The following is a 23,271-nucleotide window of genomic DNA, read 5'->3' as shown; positions in this document are numbered from 1 at the left end:
TTGTTGACGACGTTAGGTTCGGCTGCGAGCGTGGGTCAATCCGTACATGTCAGACGTTACGAAACGGCTTCCGCTTGATGTCCGAACCCACTCTTCTCGTCCTGCAGGCGGACCCCCCGCCCCGTCTCGGCAAGCTGACCGGGCGGGTCCGCGTCAGTTATGCCGACGAACAGTCGCTCGCCGCCCAACTCCCTCACGCCGACGTACTGTTGGCCTGGGACTTCACCTCCGACGCGGTGCGGCTCGCGTGGCCGGGCGACGGCCCGCGGCCACGCTGGGTGCACACCCCGAGCGCCGGTGTGGACCGGCTGCTCTGCCCCGAACTGGCCGAATCCGACACGGTGGTCACCAACGCCCGGGGCGTCTTCGAGGAACCCATCGCGGAGTACGTCGCGGGCCTGGTGCTCGCCATGGCGAAGGACCTCCCCGGGACCCTCGAACTCCAGCGGCAGCGCCGATGGCGCCATCGCGAAGGACTGCGCGTCGCCGGCACCCGGGCCACGGTCGTCGGCGCCGGACCCATCGGCCGGGCGGTGGCCGCGACCCTGGAGGCCCTGGGCATCACCGTGGCGGTCGTCGGCCGGACCGCGCGGGGCGCCATCCACGGCACAGAGGATCTCGATCCGCTGCTGGCGCGCGCCGACTGGGTGGTGTGCGCCGCCCCGCTGACCGACGCGACACGCGGGATGTTCGACCGGCGGCGCTTCGCCCTGATGCAGCCGTCGGCCCGGTTCATCAACGTGGGGCGCGGCCCATTGGTCGTCGAGGACGATCTCGTCGCGGCGCTGAACGACCGGGTGATCACGGGCGCCGCCCTCGATGTCTTCATCTCGGAGCCGCTGGAGCCCGACAGCGCGCTGTGGGACGTCCCCGGGCTGATCGTGTCCCCGCACATGAGCGGCGACACGGTGGGCTGGCGCGACCGGCTCGGCGAGCAGTTCGTCGATCTGTACGACCTCTGGGAGGCCGGAAAGCCGTTCCCGAACGTGGTGGACAAGAAACGTGGGTACGTCCCCATGCATGACTGATCCGCTGACTGACCACACCGCACGCCAACTGCTGGCCGGCTACGAGAAAGGGGACTTCACGCCCGTCGAGGCGACCCGAGCGGCGCTGGAGAGGATCGAGGCGGTGCAGCCGCTGGTCAACGCCTTCGTCCGGGTCGACGCCGAGGCAGCGCTCGCCCAGGCCGAGGCCTCGGCCGAACGCTGGCGGCGGAAGGAGCCGCAAGGGCTGCTCGACGGCGTGCCGGTCACCGTGAAGGACCTGCTGCTCCAGCGCGGCGGGCCGACCCTGCGCGGCTCGCACACCGTCCGCGCCGAGGGCGCCTGGGACGAGGACGCACCGTCGGTGGCCCGGATGCGCGAACACGGCGCGGTCTTCCTCGCTAAGACCACCACGCCCGAGTTCGGCTGGAAGGGCGTCACGGACTCCCCGCGGCACGGTGTCACCGGCAACCCCTACGACCCGTCGCGGACGGCGGGCGGCTCCAGCGGCGGCAGCGGGGCCGCGGTGGCGCTGGGCGCGGGCGCCCTCTCGCTGGGCACGGACGGCGGCGGTTCGGTCCGTATCCCCGCCTCCTTCTGCGGGATCTTCGGCCTCAAGCCGACGTACGGCCGGGTGCCGCTGTATCCCTCCAGCCCGTTCGGAACCCTGGCGCACGTCGGCCCGATGACCCGCGACGCGGCGGACGCGGCACTGCTGCTCGATGTGATCAGCGGCCCGGACTGGCGGGACTGGTCACAACTGGCGCCCGCGGGCAGCGCACAGGACGCGCTCGCGGACGGCATCCACGGGCTGCGGATCGCCTACTCGCCGTCCTTCGGCGGGCAGGTGGCGGTCCGTCCGGCGATCGCCTCCGCGGTACGCGGGGCGGTGCAGGCGCTGGCCGGGCGCGGCGCGTACATCGAGGAGGCCGACCCCGACATCAGCGACCCGGTGGAGGCCTTCCACACCCTGTGGTTCAGCGGTGCGGCGCGGCTGCTCCAGGCGCTGGGGTCCCCGCAGCCGCAGTCGCTGGACCCCGGGCTGCGCGAGATCACCGCGATCGGCGCGCGGCACAGCGCGCTGGAGTATCTGGCGGCCGTGGACACCCGGATGGATCTGGGCCGGCGCATGGGGCGCTTCCACAGCACGTACGACCTGCTGGTGACGCCGACGCTGCCGATCACCGCCTTCGAGGCGGGGGCGGAGGTGCCGGCGGGCTCGGGGCACCGTCGCTGGACGGGCTGGACGCCGTTCACCTATCCCTTCAACCTGACGCAGCAGCCCGCCGCGACCGTGCCGTGCGGCGTGGACGAGGACGGGCTGCCGATCGGCGTCCAGCTGGTCGGGGCGCGGCACGCGGACGCGCTGGTGCTGCGGGCCGCGCACGCGCTCTACGAGTCGGGAGTGGCGTCGATCCCCGCGCCCCGTCCGCGGATCTGAGCCGCGGACTCGCCCGGACAGGGCCTAGGCGCGCCGGAAGCTGAGGGTCTCCCCCAGCGCACCGGCCCGCCACAGGTCCTGACAGGCCTCGGCCATCCGGTCGAGGCCGTCGACCACGGTGCCCCAGACGATGCCGGGGACCCATCCGGTGTCGCCGTTGAGCAGCAGGTTGTTGCGTTCGTAGAACAGCGCGAGGTCGACGACGGTGGCGCGGCCCGCGTGCGCCGCCTTGTCCCCGTAGCCGTACGAGTTCGTACCCAATTGCACATCGGAGAAGGTGAAGTAGCAGAGATCTCCCGGAATGGGAGTGACGGTCGGATTCTCCAGCGGCGGCTCCTGCGGCGCGAACGCGGGCAGCAGGGCGTAGATCTCGTTGCGCGCGTACTTGGCGTGGTAGACGTCGCCGCCCAGCGGCAGCGCGTCCCACACGGCGGCGCAGGTGATCGGGGCCTTGTCGGTCAAGAGCCGTGCCGTGCAGCTGATTCCGCGCTTGTCGAGCGAGACCTCGACGAAGCGGTCGGCCGGGCCGGTGCTGTGGTCAGCCATGCAATCTCCTCGGGTGGGTGGTGCTCCTCCACTCATGCCCGCCGATCCCGGGCGCAAATTCATCCGCATACCCGAATGCGAACGGGGTAGCCGCGCCCCCATGGCTCCACCACAGGGGATATCCAGACACAGCACAGGCCAAGGAATCCGGCGTCGTTCACTGCTCGCCGGGGCCGTGGCCCTGGGTGCCGTGGGCGCCGTCGGTGCGACGAGCGCATGCAGCAGGGTGGCCACCGCCGACGCCGGTGACGGGGGGCATCTGCTGGAGCAACTGCGCGCGAAGAAGACCGTGCGGCTGGGGCTCGCGGGCGAGCAGCCGTACAGCTACATCGGCAAGGACGGCAAGATGACGGGTTCCGCCCCCGCCATCGCCGAACGGATCTTCAAGGAGCTGGGTGTCGAGAACGTCCAGCCCTTCCCCACCGAGTTCGGTTCCCTGATCACCGGCCTCAACTCCCTCCAGTTCGACGTCGTCGCCGCCGGGATGTACATCAACCCCGAGCGCTGCGAACAGGTCATCTTCGCCGACCCCGAGTACCAGATGCTCGACGCGTTCATCGTGCGCAAGGGCAACCCGAAGAACCTGCACAGCTACAAGGACATCGCCGAGGCCGGCGCCAAGATGGCCACGGGCGTCGGCTACGCGGAGATCGACTATGCCAAGGAGGCCGGGGTCAAGAACCTGACGACCCTGCCCGACCAGCTCGCGGGCCTGCTCGCGGTGGAACAGGGCCGGGTCGACGTCTTCGTGGGCACCGCCGTCACCGTGCGCAATGTCGTGAAGGAGACCCGGAGCGGCAAGGTCGAGGCGACGGCCGAGGTCACGCCGTACGTCAAGGGCAAGCCGGTCATCGACGTCGGCGGCTTCGCGTTCCGCAGCCCCGAGACCACCCTCCGGGACGCCTTCAACCGTGAGCTGCACAAGCTCAAGAAGAGCGGCGAACTGCTGGAGATCATGCGGCCCTTCGGCTTCACGAAGGACCAGATGACCACCATCACCGCCAAGGAGAAGTGCAAGCCATGAGCGAAATATCCGCGGGTTTGTGGGAACTCCTCCTCAAAGGCGTGTGGATCACCGTCCAGCTGACCGTCCTCAGCGCGGCGCTGGCCGCGGTCGTCGCCTTCGTCGTCGGCCTCGCACGCGCACACCGGCTGTGGATCGTGCGGTTCGTCGCCGGCGCCTACTTCGAGATCTTCCGCGGCACCTCGGCGCTGATCCTGATGTTCTGGATCTTCTTCGTCCTGCCGCTCGGCTTCGGCTGGCAGCTCGTCCCCCTGTGGGCGGCCGTCCTCTCCCTCGGCCTCACCTACGGCGCCTACGGCTCCGAAGTCGTGCGGGGCGCGGTGAACGCGGTCTCCCCCGCCCAGCGCGAGGCGGGCATCGCCCTCAGCTTCACCCCGGCCCAGCAATTGCGGAAGATCATCCTTCCGCAGGCCTGGCCGGAGATGATCCCGCCCTTCAACAACCTGCTCATCGAGCTGCTGAAGGGCACCGCGCTCGTCTCGATCATGGGCGTGGCGGACATCGCGTTCGGCGCCTCGCTGGTGCGCAACGCCACGGGCCAGAGCGCGCCCGTCTACACGATCATCCTGGTGATGTACTTCGTCCTCGCCTTCGTCCTGACCCGGGGCATGCGCGTGCTGGAACGCCAGGCCAAGGCCGGAGTCGGGCAGGCTCCCCCATCGCGCTCAGGGATGTCGCGCAAGCTCGCCATTCCCCGTCAGAGCCGGGTCTCGGCGAGCGCCGGGGGTGAGCGCTGATGCAGTGGGACTGGTCCGCAGTCGACGAGTTCATGCCGCGCTTCTGGGACGGCCTGCTGGTCACCCTCCAGGCGCTGGTGCTGGGCGCGCTGGTCGCCTTCGCACTCGGCCTCGTCTGGGCGCTGGCCCAGCGCTCACGCCTGGCCGTGGTGCGCTGGCCGGTGACCGCCGTCACCGAGTTCGTCCGCAACACCCCGCTGCTGGTGCAGCTCTTCTTCCTCTACTACGTCCTGCCGGAGTGGGGCATCACGCTCTCGGCCATGGTCACCGGCGTCGTCGGGCTCGGCCTGCACTACTCGACGTACACGGCCGAGGTCTACCGCGCCGGCATCGACGGCGTTCCGCAGGGTCAGTGGGAGGCGGCCACCGCGCTGAGCCTGCCGCGCACCCGCACCTGGGGTGCGGTGATCCTGCCGCAGGCGATCCGCCGGGTCGCCCCGGCGCTCGGCAACTACGTCATCGCGATGCTCAAGGACACACCGATGATCTTCGTCATCGGTGTGATGGACATGCTCGGTGAGGCACGGCAGTTCGCGTCCGAGACCTTCCTGACGGTCGAGGCGTTCACGGTCGTCGGCATCGCCTTCATCCTCATCTCCTATCCGGCATCCCTTCTCATGCGAGCACTGGAGCGACGCCTTGTCCGCTGACAGCAACCCCCCGAACACCGCGAAGGAAGCGGCGGCCGACACCCCTGTGGCCGGTACCGCGGCCACCGCCGCCCCGGCCGGAACCGCACCGTCGACCGGCGAGCTGATCCGCTTCGACGGGGTCACCAAGCGCTTCGGCGCCAACACCGTCCTGGACTCGCTGGACTTCACCGTCGACCCGGGCAAGCACGTGACCCTGATCGGGCCGTCCGGGTCCGGCAAGACGACGATCCTGCGGCTGCTGATGACGCTGACCAGGCCGGACGAGGGCACGATCAGGGTCGACGGGCAGTATCTGTGCCACGAGGAGAAGAACGGCAGACTCGTCCCGGCCGGCGAGAAGCACGTGCGCGAAGTGCGGAAGAACATCGGCATGGTGTTCCAGCAGTTCAACCTCTTCCCCAACATGAAGGTCCTGCGGAACATCACCGAGGCCCCGGTCCATGTGCTGGGCATGTCCCAGGACGAGGCGGACGAGCGGGCCCGCGGGCTGCTCGACCTGGTCGGGCTCGGCGACCGCTGCGACGCCTACCCCAGCCAGCTGTCCGGCGGACAGCAGCAGCGTGTGGCCATCGCCCGCGCGCTGGCGATGCGCCCCAAGGTGCTGCTGCTCGACGAGGTCACCTCGGCGCTCGACCCCGAGCTCGTCGCGGGAGTCCTCGACGTCCTGCGGGACATCGCGCACACCACCGACATCACGATGCTGTGCGTGACCCACGAGATGAATTTCGCCCGGGACATCTCGGACTGCGTGCTGATGTTCGACGAGGGCAAGGTCATCGAATCCGGCCACCCGGACAAGATCTTCACCGAGCCGGAGAACGAGCGGACAAGGGACTTCCTGAGCGCTGTTCTCTGAGACTCCGGGGTCCGCGAACCACGATCTTGACAACGGCATATGCCAGACGGATGCGCCCCTGGGCAGAGCCCCGGGGCGCTCCATCATTCTCGCCAACAGCCGTCCCTCCAGCGGCTCTTGACCGCTATCGTGGTAGAGAAGCTTGCGGTGACGACCTGCTAGGGGGAGACCGTGGCGCTGAAGCCGGAGCCGACCGCGCCGTTCCATTCGGTGCAGTACGTCCTGCGTGTCCTGGAGACGATCTCGAAGCACGGCGGTGGTGTCACCGACGTCCAGATCGCCCGGGAGACAGGGCTGCCCACCGGCCATCTGGCTCCCATGCTGGCCATGCTCCGCCGCGAGGGTTATGTGGAGCAGGTCGCGGACGGCGCCTATGTCATAGGCGACTCCCTGGTCCTTCTCGGTTCGGGCGTCACACGCCAGGAGGCGCTGGAGGCCAAGCTCCAGGAGACGCTGACCGAGCTGCGCGACTCCGTGGGAGCGGCGGTCTACATCAGCCGGTACATCGACGGCGAGGTCAAGATCACGCAGTACGCCGACGGTCCGCGCGCCCCCAAGGTCAACGAGTGGGTGGACTTCCGCTCGGCGGCGCACGCGAGCGCCGTCGGCAAATGCCTGCTGACCCAGCTCGACCAGAACGGCCGCCGGGACCATCTCTCCCGCCACCGGATCACCCGGCTGACGTCGAGGACGATCACCAGCGAGAAGCTGCTCTTCTCCAAGCTGGACAGCCAGCCGCCGACGGTCCCGATCCTGGATCTCCAGGAGTACGCGGTGGGCACGGTCTGCGCGGCCGTCCCGCTGACGGCGGGCTCGGCGGTCGGCTGTCTGGCCCTGTCCATGCCCATCGAGCACGCCCACCGGCTGCGCTCGGCCGCGGACACGCTGAACCGCAGGGCGGCGCCGGTGGTGCTGTCGCTCGCGATATGAGAGCTGTCCCGCTGCGGGCCCTGCCGCCACCCGATCCCGCCCCTCTCGCGGGGCGGTCCGGAGCACGTCCGGGGACCGGGTATTATTTCCGCGTCAGCAGGCGCCGCTAGCTCAGTTGGTTAGAGCAGCTGACTCTTAATCAGCGGGTCCGGGGTTCGAGTCCCTGGCGGCGCACATCTGATCATCTGGGGCTTCTCGGCCGACCGAGAAGCCCCAGATGTGTTTCTGCCTGCTGGTGCCATACCTCTGCCCGAGGCCCGGCGTCAGCCGCAGCAGCCCTCGCGGTGCATCACCTCGCTCACCGCCGCCCACAGCGGATGGCCGATGTCCGCCCGCTCCGCCGGCCGGGCGTAGACCTCCTCCAGCGCACCGCGCTCGTGGCTGCGCCCCGCGATGAGGACGCGGGCGGTGTTCATCAAGGTGTCGAAGTCCGTGAACGGGTCTCCGTCGACGACCGTCAGATCCGCCAGCCGGCCCGGCTCGACCGTGCCGAGATCCCGCTGCGCCCCGAAGACCTTCGCCGCGTTCGCCGTCGCCGTCAGCAGGGCCTCGGCGGGGGTGAAGCCGTGGGCGACCATGGCCCGCAGACCGAGGTGGAGGTGCAGGCCGACGGGGGTGAGCGGGGTGTCCGTGCCGAGAGCGACCAGACCGCCCGCCGCGATCACCTTGCGGCAGGTGGCGAATTCACGGCGCAGGGAGAGCCGTTCTGCGTCGGTGACGGGCATGGCGGCCCGCTCGCGCAGGGCGAGCACGTCCCACGGCGGCATCATCGCGGTGACCCGGGGGTCGTCCAGCAGGCCCGGATGGTCCGAGAGGACGGTGATCGCGGTGAAGGGGGTCTCGATCAGATGGAAGCCGTTGGCGTAGTTCTCGACGGTGTCCTGGTGGGTGAATCCCTCGGCGGTCGCGCCGTGGCCGTACTCCGCGCGTTCGGTCGCCACCAGGTGCGAGGTGAGGTCCTGGCCCGTCTGGAAGCCCTGGGAGCACAGGTGGGAGCCGGACCGTACCCCCAGCAGCTCGTGGCCGAAGCGGGCCGCCTCCGACATCAGCCAGGCAGGTGCGCGGACGTAGGTCTTGACGAAGTCCCAGTCCAGGGCCGCCCCGCGGGCCAGTGAGCGCTGGAGCCCTTCGGGCGTGCGGTGAGCGCGGCCCATGCTGTACGCGACCCGGGAGCCGTCGAGCAGTTCACCAGTGGTCAGCAGTCTCGGCCCGGCGAGGCGGCCCGCGGTGATGTCCTCGCGGAGCCTGGCCTGTTCGTAGGAGAAGCCCGCGAGGGACACGGTGGTGGTGATGCCGTAGGCGAGGGACACGGCGGTCTGACGGGCGCCGTAGGTGTACTGCCACGGATGGGTGTGGGTGTCCCACAGTCCCGGCAGGACGGTCTGGCCCGAGGCGTCGATCTTGCGCGCTGCGCGGCGGGAGGGGCGATGTGCCTCGACACCGGCGACTCGGCCGTCCCGGATCAGGATGTCCACGTCCTCGCGGGGCGCGGAGCCCGTGCCGTCCCAGAGCCGGCCGGCGCGGACGACGGTCTCGACCGGGGCCGGCCTGCGGTAGGAGAGCGGGACGGGGACGGTACGGGGACGGCCGCCCGGCTCCAGCAGCCGCAGCCGCCCGTTCGACAGATACAGCAGAGTGCGCGAGTCCCCGGACCAGCTCGGGTGGTCGGCCGCCTCGTCGGTGATCCGGCGCGGGGCACCGTCCGGTGTACCGTCGGCGCGCACCGGCAGCAGCCACAGCGCGGACTCGCTGACGCAGGCGAGGTGACGGCCGTCCGGCGACCAGACGGGTCCGCTCGCATAGCGGTCGGAGAGCGAGACGTGCGGCGCGAGCGGGTGGAGGGCCGAGCTGCCGGTGGTGGTGTCGACGACGCGGATGAGGTTGTAGCCCTCGCGGAAGCGGCGGTTGAGGCGGTTGAGGTCGCAGTAGGCGAGGTGGCGGCCGTCGGGCGCCCAGCTGGGCGGGCCGGGCAGTCCGCCGCCGCCCATCGGCGCGGCCAGCGTCCTCTCGGTGCCCGCGGCCAGGTCGCGGACGAGGAGATTGCCCGCGACGTCGAGGCAGGCGAGGCGTCGGCCGTCCGGGGAGAGGGCGGGGTGGACCCGGCCGCCGGCCGCCAGCACGGTGTCCGCGCCGGTCGCGAGGTCGTGGCGGCGGACCGTGTTCAGACCGCCGTCGCGGTCGTCGACGTACACCAGCGAGGTGCCGTCGGGTGCCCACGCCGGGCCCTGGAGGTAGGTCGCCGGGTCGGCCTGCACCACCTTGCGGGGCCGGGAGCCGGCCGACGTCCCCTGGATCCACAGGGCGTTGAGCGAGACGAAGGCGACGGAACGGCCGTCCGGGGAGAGCGCGGGCAGATGGATGCCGCGTACGGGACGGGCGCCGCGTGGCTCGAAGTCGTACGCCTTGACCCGGTACTCGGGGCGGTCGACGGGGAGGGTGGCGCTGAAGCCGATGTGCTCGGCGGGGGCGTCGCGGTGCGGCCGGACGACGGTGAACCGGCCGCCGACCGTGAGCAGCAGCCGTTCGTCGTCCAGCCAGCGCGCCGGGACGCCCGCGATCTCGCCGTCCACGGCGGCCGGTCTGCCGTCCACCACGAGGACCATCCGCTCGTACCGCGTGGCGGAGCCGATCGCTCGCAGCCAGGCGCGACGGCCGGCCGGGGAGATGGCGGGGGTGAGCAGGTTGCCCGGTTCGGTCTCGGTGTGCTCGATCGTCACCTGGCCGCCGGCGGCGGGGACGGCCGCGAGGGTGCGCGCCCTGAGGACACCGGATTCGAGGCGGGCGCGGACGAAGACGACGCGGGTGCCGTCCGGCGACCAGACGGGGTCGTAGTCCTCCCAGGGCACATCGGGGTTGTCCTGGCCGGGCAGACCGGTGAGCCGGGTCAGCCGTCCCGTGCGGACCTCGACGGTCCAGATCCGGTACGGGCTGCCGGTGACCGGGTCGCCGCCGCGTTCGGAGGAGAACACGATCCGGGTGCCGTCCGGCGACCAGGCGGGGCCGCGGTCGTCCCACGGTCCGTCGGTGAGCTGCCGCAGTCCCGACCCGTCGGCTGCCATCGTCCAGATGTGGAACTGGCCGCCCTGGTAGCAGGCCATGGCGACCCGCCGGCCGTCCGGGGAGCAAACGGGACGGCCCGGCTCCAGTCCGGGCCGGGTGAGGGCGGTCGCCGGGGACCCGTCGGCCGGGACGGACCAGAGGATGTTCTGCACCTCGGCGACGAAGCGTCCGCCGGACGCGGGGGCGGCGGCGCCGTTGGTGGCGGCCGTGAAGTGCAGCCCGGTCGCCGGGGCCGCCGTCGCCGTGCCGGCCGCCGGTGCGACGGGTGCCGCGGCGGCGGTGTCGAGGGCACCCGCGGTCCCGGCCGCTCCCGCCGCCAGGACGGCTGCGGTCTGGAGGAACTGACGGCGGTGCATGGGCGGTACGGACGCATCGGCTGGCACGGGCGGCACGGCGGGCTCCCAGGTCTCGGAGGTCTGGGACCTTCCCCGGGGCATCACCGGCCACTCCGGTATTACGCCAATGCGCCCTGAAACAGACGGGGCGCACGGGGTCGTACGGGGCTCATGAGCTCAGGAAGGCGAGGACGGCGAGCACCCGGCGGTGGGTGTCCTCGGCCGGCGGCAGGTCGAGTTTGGCGAGAATGTTGCCGATGTGCTTGCCGACCGCCGCCTCGGTGACGACCAGCGCGCGGGCGATCGCCGCGTTCGACCTGCCCTCCGCCACCAGCGCGAGCACCTCGCGCTCGCGCGGTGTGAGCGCGGCCAGCGGATCCCGGCGGCGGCGGAGCAACTGCCGTACGACCTCGGGGTCGACGACCGTGCCGCCCTCGGCGACACGGGTGAGCGCGTCCAGGAACTCCTCGATCCGGCCGACCCGGTCCTTGAGGAGATAGCCGATGCCGGTGCCGTCGCCGCTGTCGAGCAGGTCGGCCGCGTAGGTGCGCTGGACGTACTGGCTGAGCACCAGCACGGGCAGCGCGGGGTTCCGTTCGCGCAGCGCGACGGCGGCGCGCAGTCCTTCGTCCTGGAAACCGGGCGGCATCCGGACGTCGGTGACCACGATGTCCGGCGTGTGCTCGGCGACGGCGGTGCGCAGCGCGTCCGCGTCGCCCACCGCTGCGACGGTGTCGTGGCCGAAGCGGGCGAGCAGGCCGGTCAGCCCTTCGCGCAGCAGGACGCTGTCCTCGGCCAGAACTACCCGGAGCGGTCGGCCGGTTCGCGCAGGCTCGGGTCGCACGGGGTCGGTTCGCCCGGGCTCGGGTCGCACGGGGTCGGTTCGCCCGGGCTCGGGTCGCACGGAGTCGGATCGCACGGGATCTCCACACGCAGGAGGGTCGGGCCGCCCGGTGGGCTGGTGATCGTCAGTGTGCCATCCAGGACGGCGATGCGGTCGGCGAGCCCGGTGAGTCCGCTGCCGCCCGCGGGCCGGGCGCCGCCGCGTCCGTCGTCACGGACCTCGACGGTGAGCCGCCCGCGGGCGTGCTCCGCCGTGACCCGGGCGCTGCGGGCGCCGCTGTGCTTGTCGATGTTGGCGAGCGCTTCGCAGACGGCGAAGTACGCGGCGGTCTCGACGGAGCGGTCCAGGCGGGGCAGTTCGGCACAGGTGTCCACGGGGACGGCGGACCGGTCGGCCGCGTCGGCGAGCGCGGGACCGAGGCCGTAGTCGGTGAGCACCGGCGGATGGATCCCGCGGATCAGCTCCCGCAGTTCGGTGAGAACCTGTCCGGCCTCGTCGTGCGCGCGGGCCAGCCGGTCGGCGAGCGGGCCGGGCGGAGCGTCCATCCTGGCGAGCCCGAGCGTCATGGTCAGGGCGACGAGCCGCTGTTGGGCGCCGTCGTGCACATCGCGTTCGATACGCCGTCGTTCGGCCTCGAAGGCGTCGACGAGCCGGGCACGGGACCGGGTCACCTCCAGCAGACGGCTCGTCATCTCACCCTCGCGAGGGGCGAGCATCGCACGGGTGAGGGCCGCGCGGCCGCCTGCGAAGGCGCCGAGGGGGTAGAGCAGGACGGCCAGGAGGACGAGTCCTGCCACCGCGGCCGCGAAGGCCTGCGGATAGCCGGTGACCAGCACGGTCTTGACGACCCGTGCCTCGTGTCCGTCGGCGGCGAGCTGGAGCGGCGCGGCCACGGCGGCGACGGGCAGCCCGACGGCGACGAGCACGGCGAGCAGGTCGAGCGGCCAGAGCACGAGCGCGTGCAGCAGCCCGTACGCGAGCTCGCGCCAGGTCGCCTGCTCGGTGAGCCGCACCCGCAGCCAGGCCCCGATCCCGGGTTCGTCCGGGGTGCGATGAGGGCTGACGGCCACCGCGGGATCGACGATCCGTATCCGCCGCCGCTCGACGGCGGCGAGCCCCAGCCCGCCGAGTACGAGCAGCGGCAGCCCGACGAGCACGAAGGACAACACCCCGGCGACGCAGAGCAGTACGAGAGCGGGCACCCCGGTGAGCACGCTGCTCGCCAGATACGCGGCAGCGCGCCACGGCCATCGGCTCACCAGGTAGTCACGCCTGGTCAGGGCCTGGAGGAGCTGCTCGGCTGGAGGCATGCGGCAACGGTAGGCCGCGGGATCCGGGCGAAGCCATCGGGCCAGGGGGTGCGACGGTGGTGGGGCAGGCACTACCGCGACGGGCGGGGGCTGTCCGGGGTGGTGCGGGTGCTGGTGCCGGACCTCCGGCCGCATCGGACCCCCGCCTTCGGTCCAACTCGCCTGCGGCGCCTGCCCGGAGGAGAAGCGCCCGCGTGCGAGCCCACCCGGCCCCGGCACCTGCGTCCACCACGTCTCACCTTCCCAGCAGATCCCCGCGCCCCCTGCTCCGCGTAACGCCGCTCCAGGCCCGCCACGTCCTCCGACGTCAGCAGCCGGTGCAGGTCTTCGCCGTCCGGGAGCCACCACACAGGGCCCTCGCAGCGAAAGCCCTCCCGCCGCAGCGCGACCCGGTGCACCTTGTTCGTCGCCGTCACCGGGAGCCTCGGCAGCACGCGTACGAATCGGGGGGTCATCTTCGTCCCCAGGTCCGGCTGGGCCGCCAGGAAGTCCGCGAAGGCCGCCGGGTCGAAGGGCCGGTCCTCCGGCAGGGCGAGCGCCGCCATGACCTGGTCGCCGGAGACCGGGTCGGGGACCGCGTAGACCGCCGCCCCTGTCGCCGCCGGCCAGCGCGCCAGGATGTTCTCGATCATCGAGGCGGCCAGGTTCTCGCTGTCCACCCGCAGCCGGTCGTCGGTGCGGCCGGCGAAGTAGAGGTAGCCCTGCGCGTCGCGGAAGAACAGGTCGCCCGTCCAGTACCAGCCGCCTCGGCGCCGTGCCGCGTCCGCCTCCGGATGGCGCCAGTAGCCCTCGAAGGGGTTCGGGCCCCGGTTGACCAACTCCCCTATCGCTGCGTCCCCGTTGAGCAGCCGTCCGTCCGGACTCAGCACGGCGGCCGGGCGCTCGTCGCCGGTCGCGGGGTCGACCACGGCCAGGTCGTCGCCCGCGGCCGCCCGTCCGATGGCGCCCGCCGGGGTGCCGGGGGTGCGCTGGATCGCGGCCCCGCCCTCGGAGGAGCCGTAGCCCTCGACCAGCCGCACGCCGAACCGCTCCTGGAACCGGGCCGCGTCCACCGGTCCCGCTTCGGTCCCGAAGCCCAGCCGCAGCCGGTGGGAGCGGTCGTCGTCGTGTGCGGGCGTGGCCAGGATGTACTGCACGGCCCGCCCCACATAGGTGAAGTAGGTCGCGTCGAACTCCCTTACATCGGTGAGGAATCCGGACGCCGAGAAACGGTCGCGCAGCGCCACCGCCGCGCCGCCGGCCAGCGCGGGTGCCCAGTCGGCGATCACCGCGTTGCCATGGAACATCGGCATGCAGATGTAGTGGACATCGTCCTCGCGTACGCCGAAGTGCGCCACCAGCGAGGCGCCGGCCGCCGCCAGCCTGCCCTGCGAGCAGATCGCCGCCTTGGGCGCGCCCGTCGACCCGGACGTGAAGGAGAGGAGCATTCTGCTGCGCGGCCCGACCGGCCCGACGACGGCGTCGCCGGGCTTCGCGGCGGCGTACGGGGCGAGGAGGTCGCCGTACGCGTGGGTGTCGGTCACCAGCACCCGTATCCCCGGCAGGCTCAGCCCGTCGAGGAGGGGAAGGTGGGCGCGTTCGGTGACCAGCACCCGGCAGTCGGTGTGCAGGATGTCGCGGGCGAGTTCCGCCCCGCGGCGCGTCGGGTTGATGCCCGCCACGGCGGCCCCGGCCAAGGCCGCCGCACTGAGCCACAGGGGAAACTCCGGGGTGTTGTCGAGCAGTACCCCGAGGTGCGGCTCCGCCCCGCGTGGCAACAGATCCACGAGGAGCGCAGCGCGTGCGGCAGCGCCGGCGGCCACCTGATGGTGGCTGAGGACCCGGCTCCGGTCCCTCAGCCCCACCCGGTGATCACCCCACTGGCGCTGGACGAGCTCCGCGACGGTGCTCGTGCCGGTGATTCCCATGGCGCCGCACGGTAACTGACAACCTGTCAGAACTGAACGTCCGAGCAGGCATAGAAGGCATTCGCCGTGTCGTGGACGGTCCACACCGCGAGGATCAGGTGCTTGCCCGAGCGCGACGGCAGATTGCCGCTGTGCGACAGGGTCTCCGGCGGCTGGTTGCCGCCGTAGGGAACGGTCAGGAACGGCTGCGACTCAAGCGCCGACCTGGTCAGCGGCTGGCTGGGATTCCAGCCGCTCTTGGTGATGTAGTACTTGAAATCGGTGGTGCGGTGCCGGGCGGTGAAGCGCCAGCTGAACGTGTAGTTCTGACCCGACGAGACCCTCGTGGCGGGCCACGCCCCACCGCGCGGGTCGTCGAGCTGCGCGAACTGGCCGTTGCCGCCCGCACATATCTTTCCGTCGGCGGGACCGGCGCCGGGGAAGCCCTTGGGCCCCTCGACGCTCTGCGGTTCCCACTGGATGTTGCCGCAGTTCTGCACCGTGCCGTTGGCACAGAGCTTCTGGCGGCTGATGGGTGATTCGGTGTAGCCGTGGCTGCTCGCGCTGCCGGTGGCGAGTACGGTCGCGCCCGTCACCAGCAGACCGACAGCGGCCGCAGTAATCCTCTTGCGCATGCTTCGCTCCAGGGAACGTGGGGGAGTTCAACGAGCCGTGCTGCACGCGTGCGGTTGTGCGGTAGTGCATGTTCCGGTCTAGACCAACACCCAATGTATTGACCAGAGTTCACCATGTCCAGACCAATAGCTAACCTTCCCTTGACCCGGAACGGCCCGTGTAGAAGGCAACGGTGAGGTCCTTGACCAGAGCCTTGCGCTCGTAGTCGTCCAGCTCCACGAGGCCGCGCGAGGTCAGCCGGTTCACCGTGTCGTCCACCGCGTCCACCACCGACGTGAGCACACTGTCCCGGTGCCTGGCGTCGATCGCCGCGATCTGCCGTCGCTGCATCGCCTCCGCCACCTCGGGGGCGTACTCGATCCCCACCGGCTGGGCCGAGAAGACCTCGATCCCGACCGGAGCACACTCGGCCAGCAGCATGCGCGTCAGCGCGGCCCCCACGGCCTCCGCGTTGCGCAGCGTCGGAGCGTCCTCGTGGAACGCGTCCGCGGGGAGCTGCGAGAGCACCCGCGCCATCGCCGACTCCACCTGCTCGCTCAGATACTCCTCGTGGTCCTCCACACCGAGCGCCGCCCGCGCGGTGTCCTTGATCTGCCACACCACCAGCACGACGACGCGCAGCGCGGTGCCGTCCGCGTCGACCGCCGGCATCGGCTCGCTGCGCCAGTGCCGCAGCCTGACGTCCACCCGCCGGCGCAGCAGCAGCGGGCTCATCCACACCAGCCCCGTGCGCCGCACACTCCCCCGGTACTCGCCGAACAGCGTCAGCACCCAGGCATGGCCCACCTGTCCGCGGCCGAGACCGCCGAGCGCGAAGAGCGCGAGCAGCACCCCGAGAGTGACCAGGCACCACAGGCCGAGACCGAGACCGTGGTACGGCTGCGCGGTCACCCGGACCATCCGGGTCACCATCGCCGGCACCACCCCGGCGCCCCACAGCACCGTTCCGATCCCGGCGAGCGCGCACGCCCCGGCCACCAACCCCGTCCAGCCCGGCAGCACGGGTCCGGCTCGCTCGGCCAGTTCCGGGTCGACGGGCGGCGGGGGCCGCAGGGGCGCGGGGGCGGGCCGAGGCGCCGATGTCCTGCGGCCGATCCTCGGCTGCTCCCCGGTGCCCTGCCGGCGTCCGACCACGGCGGGCCGCAGCGCGATCGACGCGGAGTCGTCGTCGCGGAACAGCAGGTGCACCGGGATCTCGGTGGTGGCCTCCTGGGCGATGACCGGGGTGTGCCGCGGCCCGTCGAACGGGGCGCCGCCGTCGGTCTCCGGGGTCGTGGTGTTCATGACTGCCGCCTCCGCTGGTCGATCCGTCCTGCTGTCACGCCGGTCCTCGCCGCGCCGGGGCCCGGGTCCTGCCGTCACCTCGGTCCTCAGCGCGCCGCGGCGAAGAGCTTGCTCCAGGTGTGCGGCCCCGGGTAGCCGTCGGCCTCGGCGCCGCGCCAGCCGAGCGAACGCTGGAAGGCCTCGACGTTGCGCCGGTCCGCCTCGGTCCAGCGCGGACCGGGCCCGGTCGTGTAGTGCTTGCCGAAGCCGCGCTTCACCAGCTGCTTGCCGAGCTGGGTGACGTACGCGCTGGACTGTCCCGGCCGGAAGTGGCCGCGGCCGGGGAAGGGCGCGGTCACGGACCCCGGTCCGGCCGTCCCCGCGGCCGGGATGTTCCTGCCCTGTGCGCCGGCGAGCAGCCGCCAGGTGTGCGCGCCCGGCAGTCCGTCCGCCTCCGCGCCCCGCCAGCCCTGGGCCAGCTGGAACGCCTGGGTGGCCCTGCGGTCGGCCTCACTCCAGCGCGGCCCGGGGCCCTCGGTGTAGAACCGCTTGCCGCCCCTGGCCACCAGCATCCTGCCGAGGTCGGTGACGTACTTGTTGTTCTTCCCTGGCCCGAAGAGGGCCGCCCCCGGGAACGTCTCCGCCGCCGAGGGTCCGGGTGTGGTGGTGATGCCGCTCAGGCCGTTGTAGCGGTAGGGGATGTACTTGTCGGAGTTGGTCCAGTACCCCATGGGCGTGGCCTGCTTGCGCGTGCTCGGCTTGGTCTGCTCGTACGCGACGTAGGAGGTGTGCGTGTAGTCGGTCCAGCCGCCGAAGAGCGTGACGTGCGAGCCCTTGGTCGGATTGGCCGGGTTGTGGAAGAGCAGAATGTCGCCGGGCTGGAGCTCCTCGCGGGTGATGCGGGTGCCGAACTGGTGGAGGCTGCCGGTCCACTCGTTGCCGACGAGGTTCCACGCCATCGAGACATAGCCCGAGCAGTCCTGCCGGTAGCCGTCGGACCAGTACGCCTCCATGCTGTACGGGACCTTGGCGGCGAGCCATTTCTTGGCGCGGTTGATGATCTCGGCCCGGGTGGTCTTCCGGAGTTCGGGGGTGGTCGCCGGCTTGCCGGACGGGCCGGCGAGCGGCCTGCCGTGCAGCGGGCCCCTGCCGCCCTGCTCGCTGTCCGGATCGTCCGCGGGCGCCATCGCCGTATCGAGCCCGAGACCGGAGATCCCCGGGTGGGCCCGGCCGGCCGCGGGCGCCGACGCGTGCGCGGCCCCCGCGCCGCCACCGCCCAGCACCACTCCGGCGGCGGTGACGAGGACGAGCGCCTTCCGGCATCCGTGGGCCGCCGGGTGCTCACCGGCGGCGAGCGCTCGGCGCTGCTGTGCGCAGCCCGGGCAGTCGCAGTCCGGGGCGGGCTCGTACTCCTCGAACACCGGCACCGTCATACGTGGCCCCTCCGCACTACTAGTGAAGATCTTTCGGGACCGGCGCACGGGGTGCACCCCTGTCCCAACTGTCCTGACTAGTCGCATTTTGACGGACCAAAGGTAAAAAACGACCATCCGACAGGCCGGGAGCGATCAGATAATGGTCGGAGGCACTCGTCGTCATCCGGTAAAGTTCTCCAGGTCAGCAGGCGCCGCTAGCTCAGTTGGTTAGAGCAGCTGACTCTTAATCAGCGGGTCCGGGGTTCGAGTCCCTGGCGGCGCACGCACAGCGAGGCCCCTCACCATCGGTGAGGGGCCTTCGCTCTGTCCGGGCGCGTCAGGGCTCGTCGACCGCCTGTGCCGCGGCCGAGCCCGTCGTCATCCCGGTCAGATAGGCCGAGACGACCACATTCGCCGTGTACGCCTTCGTCGCCGGGTCGAACGTCCCGCCGCAGGTGATCAGCCGCAGCTCGGCCCGCCCGTCCTGGCGAGCGCCGTACACCTCCTGCGCGTCGAACCGCTCCCGGCCGAAGACCCGGACGTCGTCGATGGTGAAGACCGCGACCGACCCGTCCACCCTGGTCACCCGCACCTTCTCACCGGGCTTCGCCGCGCTCAGACCGTAGAAGACGGCCGGCTTGGTCTCGGTGTCCACATGGCCGACCAGCAGGGAAGGGCCCGCGGCGCCGGGCTGGGCACCGCCGTCGAACCAGCCGACGGTCTGCGGCATGGCATAGGGCGGCGGGTCCACGGCACCGGTGGCGTCCAGGCCGCGGGGCACGACGGCGGCGCTGACCCCTATCGAGGGGATGTCCACGCGATGGGGCCTGGCCGGCTCCACAGGGTCGTGCGCGGGAGGCAGCGGCACACCGAGGGGGCGCCCCACGGCCGCGACATCGCCGGTGGTGGGGGCTGAGCTCCCGCCGGGGCCGCCGGAGACCTCACGGCCCCAGAGCCACAGTCCGAGCAGCAGCACGGCCCAGGCCACGCCGGTGAGCATGCGACCGGAACCTGCCGGCCGTTCGCCGGTCCCCATGTCACTCAGCACCCGACCGGCGTCGCCGCGAGCCACGGAAAGCCACCGCGACGGCCGCCGCACCCGCGAGCACCAGACCGGTCACGGCGTGCCCGGTGCCCGGGCCCGCGCCGTCCCGCACCTCGACGTGCTCCTGGTCGGCGGCCAGGGCCGCCGTACCGCCGCCGCCGGCCCGTACGGGCGCGTCCGGGGTCGGCTCCGCCGACGGGGACGCCTTCGCGCGGCGCTCGACGACCTTCAGCACACCCACGTCCGGGTGCTTGCGGCCGTCGCACGTCACACCGATCGTGTAGGTGCCGACTTTCACGGAGGACTTCACCCGCGTCTCCACGAACAGCCGGGAGCGCTGCCCGTCCTGCCAGGCGAGCTCGGCGGCGGAGACGAAGGCCACCGACGTCGCGGCACCCGCGGTGGTCTTGCAGCCCTTGACCAGGACCTCCACCTCGTCGCCCGGTACGGCGTCGGCCGGGGACACCGTGACGTCCACGGCATCGTCCGCGCGGGCCTCGGGGGCGAAGGGTGCAAGCACCAGGACGGCGGCCACACCAGCGGCACGGAGAGCAATCGAACTTGAACGCATTGTGAACCTCCTGACACCGAAAGATTCACGCGTCTGGCGCGTTTTCGCATCCGCTGGAGCGATCTTGCCCGACCCTTACACCCCTGACCTGCACAAATACGCTGGGTGAGGGTGACGCGGGGCGGGCGTCACACCCGGTCGACGAGGTCCGCGATCGAGTCGACGACCGTGGAGGCCCGGAACGGATAGCGGTCGATGTGATCCGGCGTCGTCACCCCGGTGAGCACCAGGAACGTCTCCATCCCCGCCTCCAAGCCCGCGAGCACGTCGGTGTCCATCCGGTCACCGATCATCGCGCTGGTCTCGGAGTGGGCGCCGATGGCGTTCAGGCCGGTGCGCATCATCAGCGGGTTCGGCTTGCCCGCGAAGTAGGGATCGCGGCCGGTCGCCTTGGTGATCAGGGCCGCGACGGACCCGGTGGCGGGCAGCGGGCCCTCGGCGGAGGGACCGGTCTCGTCCGGGTTGGTGCAGATGAACCGCGCCCCGGCGTTGATCAGCCGGATGGCCTTGGTGAGGGCCTCGAAGCTGTACGTCCGGGTCTCCCCCAGGACGACGTAGTCCGGCTCCTGGTCGGTGAGGATGTAGCCGATGTCGTGCAGCGCGGTGGTGAGACCCGCCTCGCCGATGACGTAAGCCGTGCCGCCGGGCCGCTGGTCGTCCAGGAACTGGGCGGTCGCGAGGGCCGAGGTCCAGATGTTCTCCACCGGCACGTCCAGGCCCATGCGGCCGAGCCGCGCGTGCAGGTCGCGCGCCGTGTAGATGGAGTTGTTCGTCAGGACCAGGAACGGCTTCCCGGTCTCCCGCAGCTTCTTGATGAAGGCGTCCGCGCCGGGGATCGGCACACCCTCGTGGATCAGGACACCGTCCATGTCGGTGAGCCAGGACTCGATCGGCTTGCGCTCTGCCATGTGACGGGACTCCTGCCGTACGCAGTGTGCTGGTGGCGCCGGGGACACGCCGCTGTGCCCCCCGGCGCCACCAGCCTAATCAGGATGCGGTGACCTTGACCCCGTCGATCACCCAGTACCAGTTGTTCGCCCCCGTGCAGCGGAAGCGGAAACTGACGCTGGAGGCCCCCGCGGGAACGCTCACGCTCAGCGACTGCGGCTTCGACACCACGTCCGCCGTGTAGCTCTTGACGCGGGCCGGCGTGCCGCCGTTGAAGGAGGCGAGGACCTCGGCGCCCTGACCGCCCTCGTGCCGGTAGAGGGTGGTGAAGTCCAGCCGTACGGTCGTCCTCCCCGACACCCCGTACGCCGGGGTCACCAGCGTCGAGTCGTACGGCCCCGAGTTCGCCTTGTCGGCCCACTCGTCGGAGTCGGCGACGGCGAAGACACCACGCGAGCGGACATTGAGCTCGCGCCACTGGTCGCGCTGCGACCGGGACCAGAACTCGTCCGTGGCGAAGGCCCAGCCGCGCCACTCCGTCATACCGCCGGTGCCCATCGCGCTGTTGATGACGGACCAGCCGCTCGGCGCGGTGTGCGTGAAGCCGAGGACGCCCGCCGGGATGCCGGTCTCGTCCACGCGGCCGGTCAGGGACGGCAGCAGGGTGTCGAAGGGGTCCGTGGAGCGCTGCTGGACCGGCTTGCCGTCCAGGCCCCAGGACGGGTCCGGCACGATGCCGAGCTGGTGGAAGACGGTGGCGGCGACATCGACGAGCCGGGTGTCGGCGGGCCGGGCGCCGGCCGCGATGCCGGGTCCCTGCGCGAGGACGAAGGTCCGCCGCTCCTCGATGGAGCTGCCGCCGTGGCCGCCGGCGTCGGCGTGACCGTGGTCGGTGGAGACGATGACCGTCCAGCGCTCGGTGGCGTAGGACGGGCGGGCCTTGATCGCGGCGAGGAAGCGGCCGAGGTAGCCGTCCTGGACGGCGATGGCGTCGAGGTAGCGCTGCCCGGTGCCGGAGCTGTGTGCGACGGCGTCGGTGTTGCCGAGGTAGACGAAGAGCACGTCCGGGTTCTGGGACCGCAGGACCGACTCGGTCTCGTTCGCGACGGTCGCGTCATGGCCCGGGTAGCCGTCGCGGTCCCCGTCGAGCACGAGCTTGCCGTCGGCGCCCGGGGTGACGGTGCCCTGGTCGTCGAGCGCCTTCCAGTCGACGGCCGCGTAGGTGGACAGCTCGGGGCGCACCTGCGCCATCCGTGCCAGGAACCCGGGGTAGGCGCCGTAGTTCTTGCCGGCGAAGGAGTTGTCCTTGACGCCGTGCTTGTCGGGCCAGACGCCGGTGGCGATCGTCGACCAGCCGGGGCCGGAGGAGGTGGCCGCCATCGGCGGCGCGTACAGCAGCGAGAGCCCGTACGTCCCGTTCGCCATCAGGGACTTCAGATGCGGGGCGTTGGCGGCGTCGATCCGGTCGTGGCGCAGACCGTCCATGCCGATGACGAGCACCTTGTCCTTGCTGGTGCCGTTCGGGAGGGTGGGGGCCGCGTAGGCGGCGGGTGCTGCGAGGGTGCCGGTGGCGGCGACCGCGGCGGTCGCGGCTCCTGCGGCGAGTACCGAGCGGCGGGACATGCCGTTGATCGGCATCTGATCCTCCGTCAAGGGTGGGTTCGAGGGTGAAGTGGGCAGAGCGACGCCCCTGATTCCTCAGGGGCGTCGGTCCGTACCCGTTATCGTTCCGCGACAGATCTGCGCGGACCAGATGGCCCGGGTGAACTCTCAGCTGCCGGTCGCGGACTTCCAGGCATCGATGTACGACGGGAGGTTCTTGTCGATGTCCTTCCAGTCCGGTTCGAAGATCTCCACGCCCTCCATCACCTTGGCGAGCGCGATGGCGTTGTCGTCGGTCGGCTTGATGTCGGAGCGGGCGGGGAAGCCGCCGCCGATCGCGCTGACCTGGCGCTGCGCCGTCTCGCTGAGCATGAAGTCGAGCAGCTTGCGGCCGTTCGCGGTGTGCGGGGCGTCCTGCACGAGCCCGGCCGCGTACGGCAGCGCGAAGGTGGTCGGCCGGCCGCCGCTCTTCGCCGGGAACCAGATGCCGAGGTTCGGCATGGAGGCGGACTGGGCGTGGTTCATCTGCACATCGCCGTTGGCGACGAGGATCTCGCCCTTGTCGACCTTGGGCGCCAGCTTGGAGGTGGACGACGACGGTCCCACGTTGTTGGCCTGGAGCTTCTTCAGATACTCCATCGCCGGCTCCTTGCCGCCGAAGTCGTGCATCGCCTTGATGACGACCGCGGTGCCGTCGCCCGCGACACCGGGCGTGGAGTACTGGAGCTTGTTCTTGAACCTGCCGTCCAGCAGCGCCTCCCAGGTCCCCGGGGCCTTCGGCAGCTGCTCGGTGTTGTGGATGAACCCGAAGTAGTTGTTGACGACCGAGGTCCAGGTGCCGTCGGCGGACTTGTCCGCGCCGTTCACCTTGTCCACGCCCCGCGGCTGGTACGTCTGGAGCAGTCCCTTGGAGCCTGCCTGCTGGATGAACGGCGGGAGGGTGACGAGGACATCGGCCTGGGTGTTGGACTTCTCGCGGACGGCGCGCTGCACCATCTCGCCGGAGCCGCCCTCCACGTACTCGACCTTGATCCCGGTCTGCTTCTCGAAGTCCTTGAAGATGCGGTCGTACCAGCCGTCGCCGTTCTCGCCCTTGAGGCCGTCGGCGCTGTAGACGGTGACGACCTTCTCGTCGGCTGCGGCGGAGGTGCCGCCGCAGGCGGTGAGGGAGGCGGCGAGGGCGAGGCTGCCGACGACGGCGGCGATCGGCCTGAGGGGGTGCGTAAGCATGGCGTGGTGCGCT

19 protein-coding genes, 2 tRNA genes and 1 pseudogene are annotated in these 23,271 nt (G+C 71.4%); 9 read left to right on the top strand and 13 right to left on the bottom strand.

The window, feature by feature from the left end; translation table 11 throughout:
* Window positions 1-77 precede the first annotated feature (77 nt).
* Entirely contained in the window at window positions 78-1,028 is a 951-nt protein-coding gene (locus RPQ07_RS23580) for a D-2-hydroxyacid dehydrogenase (protein ID WP_313946165.1), read from the top strand.
* On the top strand, window positions 1,021-2,427 hold the full coding sequence (locus RPQ07_RS23575) for an amidase (RefSeq protein ID WP_313946164.1): 1,407 nt from the start codon (window positions 1,021-1,023) through the stop codon (window positions 2,425-2,427). The genes RPQ07_RS23580 and RPQ07_RS23575 overlap by 8 nt, the downstream gene beginning before the upstream one ends.
* A 24-nt stretch (window positions 2,428-2,451) precedes the next feature.
* Here RPQ07_RS23575 and RPQ07_RS23570 read toward each other — a convergent pair whose 3' ends face one another.
* Window positions 2,452-2,973, bottom strand: a complete 522-nt coding sequence (locus RPQ07_RS23570) for a DUF3830 family protein (protein WP_313946163.1) — start codon at window positions 2,971-2,973, stop codon at window positions 2,452-2,454.
* Between the two features lie 100 nt (window positions 2,974-3,073).
* Here RPQ07_RS23570 and ehuB point away from each other — a divergent pair, with 100 nt between their 5' ends.
* The 6 genes from ehuB (at window position 3,074) to RPQ07_RS23540 (ending at window position 7,347) form a co-directional block, all read left to right on the top strand.
* The gene (gene ehuB, locus RPQ07_RS23565) at window positions 3,074-3,997 is read left to right on the top strand and encodes an ectoine/hydroxyectoine ABC transporter substrate-binding protein EhuB (RefSeq protein ID WP_313946162.1); all 924 of its coding nucleotides are present in this window, start codon (window positions 3,074-3,076) and stop codon (window positions 3,995-3,997) included.
* Window positions 3,994-4,734 (top strand): ectoine/hydroxyectoine ABC transporter permease subunit EhuC, encoded by a 741-nt coding sequence (ehuC, locus tag RPQ07_RS23560; protein ID WP_313946161.1) that lies wholly within the window; start codon window positions 3,994-3,996, stop codon window positions 4,732-4,734. Before ehuB ends, ehuC begins: the two co-directional genes overlap by 4 nt.
* Entirely contained in the window at window positions 4,734-5,384 is a 651-nt protein-coding gene (gene ehuD, locus RPQ07_RS23555) for an ectoine/hydroxyectoine ABC transporter permease subunit EhuD (protein ID WP_313946160.1), read from the top strand. Before ehuC ends, ehuD begins: the two co-directional genes overlap by 1 nt.
* A gap of 46 nt (window positions 5,385-5,430) precedes the next feature.
* On the top strand, window positions 5,431-6,243 hold the full coding sequence (gene ehuA, locus RPQ07_RS23550) for an ectoine/hydroxyectoine ABC transporter ATP-binding protein EhuA (protein ID WP_313948999.1): 813 nt from the start codon (window positions 5,431-5,433) through the stop codon (window positions 6,241-6,243).
* A 171-nt stretch (window positions 6,244-6,414) separates the two neighbouring features.
* Window positions 6,415-7,173: an IclR family transcriptional regulator gene (locus tag RPQ07_RS23545; protein WP_313946159.1), complete on the top strand. Its 759-nt coding sequence runs from the start codon at window positions 6,415-6,417 to the stop codon at window positions 7,171-7,173.
* Between the two features lie 100 nt (window positions 7,174-7,273).
* Window positions 7,274-7,347, top strand: a tRNA-Lys gene (locus RPQ07_RS23540).
* A gap of 89 nt (window positions 7,348-7,436) precedes the next feature.
* Here RPQ07_RS23540 and RPQ07_RS23535 read toward each other — a convergent pair.
* From RPQ07_RS23535 to RPQ07_RS23505, 7 genes and pseudogenes are all read right to left on the bottom strand, one after another.
* Window positions 7,437-10,589 carry an amidohydrolase family protein gene (locus tag RPQ07_RS23535; protein ID WP_313948998.1) on the bottom strand — a complete coding sequence of 1,051 codons (3,153 nt, stop codon included), beginning with the start codon at window positions 10,587-10,589 and terminating at the stop codon, window positions 7,437-7,439.
* A gap of 148 nt (window positions 10,590-10,737) precedes the next feature.
* Window positions 10,738-11,412: a response regulator transcription factor gene (locus RPQ07_RS23530; protein WP_313946158.1), complete on the bottom strand. Its 675-nt coding sequence runs from the start codon at window positions 11,410-11,412 to the stop codon at window positions 10,738-10,740.
* Window positions 11,370-12,722 carry a sensor histidine kinase gene (locus RPQ07_RS23525; RefSeq protein WP_313946157.1) on the bottom strand — a complete coding sequence of 451 codons (1,353 nt, stop codon included), beginning with the start codon at window positions 12,720-12,722 and terminating at the stop codon, window positions 11,370-11,372. The genes RPQ07_RS23530 and RPQ07_RS23525 overlap by 43 nt, the downstream gene beginning before the upstream one ends.
* A gap of 71 nt (window positions 12,723-12,793) precedes the next feature.
* Entirely contained in the window at window positions 12,794-14,629 is a 1,836-nt protein-coding gene (locus RPQ07_RS23520; protein WP_413777770.1) for an AMP-binding protein, read from the bottom strand.
* Window positions 14,630-14,655: 26 nt separating this feature from the next.
* Window positions 14,656-15,243 (bottom strand): lytic polysaccharide monooxygenase, encoded by a 588-nt coding sequence (locus RPQ07_RS23515; RefSeq protein WP_313946156.1) that lies wholly within the window; start codon window positions 15,241-15,243, stop codon window positions 14,656-14,658.
* A 130-nt stretch (window positions 15,244-15,373) separates the two neighbouring features.
* Window positions 15,374-16,486: pseudogene (locus RPQ07_RS23510) on the bottom strand (SPFH domain-containing protein); the annotation flags it as partial.
* A gap of 128 nt (window positions 16,487-16,614) precedes the next feature.
* A complete protein-coding gene (locus RPQ07_RS23505) occupies window positions 16,615-17,940 on the bottom strand; it encodes a peptidoglycan-binding protein (RefSeq protein ID WP_313946155.1) in 1,326 nt (441 codons plus the stop codon).
* A 191-nt stretch (window positions 17,941-18,131) separates the two neighbouring features.
* On the opposite strand from RPQ07_RS23505, the gene RPQ07_RS23500 reads away from it, so the two are divergent.
* Window positions 18,132-18,205 (top strand) — tRNA-Lys (locus tag RPQ07_RS23500).
* A 54-nt stretch (window positions 18,206-18,259) separates the two neighbouring features.
* Here RPQ07_RS23500 and RPQ07_RS23495 read toward each other — a convergent pair.
* The 5 genes from RPQ07_RS23495 to RPQ07_RS23475 form a co-directional block, all read right to left on the bottom strand.
* The gene (locus RPQ07_RS23495) at window positions 18,260-18,958 is read right to left on the bottom strand and encodes a class F sortase (protein ID WP_313946154.1); all 699 of its coding nucleotides are present in this window, start codon (window positions 18,956-18,958) and stop codon (window positions 18,260-18,262) included.
* Window position 18,959: 1 nt separating this feature from the next.
* Entirely contained in the window at window positions 18,960-19,538 is a 579-nt protein-coding gene (locus RPQ07_RS23490) for a hypothetical protein (RefSeq protein WP_313946153.1), read from the bottom strand.
* 128 nt (window positions 19,539-19,666) lie between these two features.
* The gene (locus tag RPQ07_RS23485) at window positions 19,667-20,446 is read right to left on the bottom strand and encodes an HAD-IIA family hydrolase (RefSeq protein WP_313946152.1); all 780 of its coding nucleotides are present in this window, start codon (window positions 20,444-20,446) and stop codon (window positions 19,667-19,669) included.
* A gap of 79 nt (window positions 20,447-20,525) precedes the next feature.
* Window positions 20,526-22,064, bottom strand: a complete 1,539-nt coding sequence (locus tag RPQ07_RS23480; protein WP_313946151.1) for an alkaline phosphatase family protein — start codon at window positions 22,062-22,064, stop codon at window positions 20,526-20,528.
* A 132-nt stretch (window positions 22,065-22,196) separates the two neighbouring features.
* Entirely contained in the window at window positions 22,197-23,258 is a 1,062-nt protein-coding gene (locus RPQ07_RS23475) for a 2-aminoethylphosphonate ABC transporter substrate-binding protein (protein WP_313946150.1), read from the bottom strand.
* Window positions 23,259-23,271 lie beyond the last annotated feature (13 nt).

The organism is Streptomyces sp. AM8-1-1 (assembly GCF_032229325.1).
In the GTDB taxonomy this organism is placed as follows: Bacteria; Actinomycetota; Actinomycetes; order Streptomycetales; family Streptomycetaceae; genus Streptomyces; species Streptomyces achmelvichensis.
This window is presented reverse-complemented; position numbering and strand designations above follow the sequence as displayed.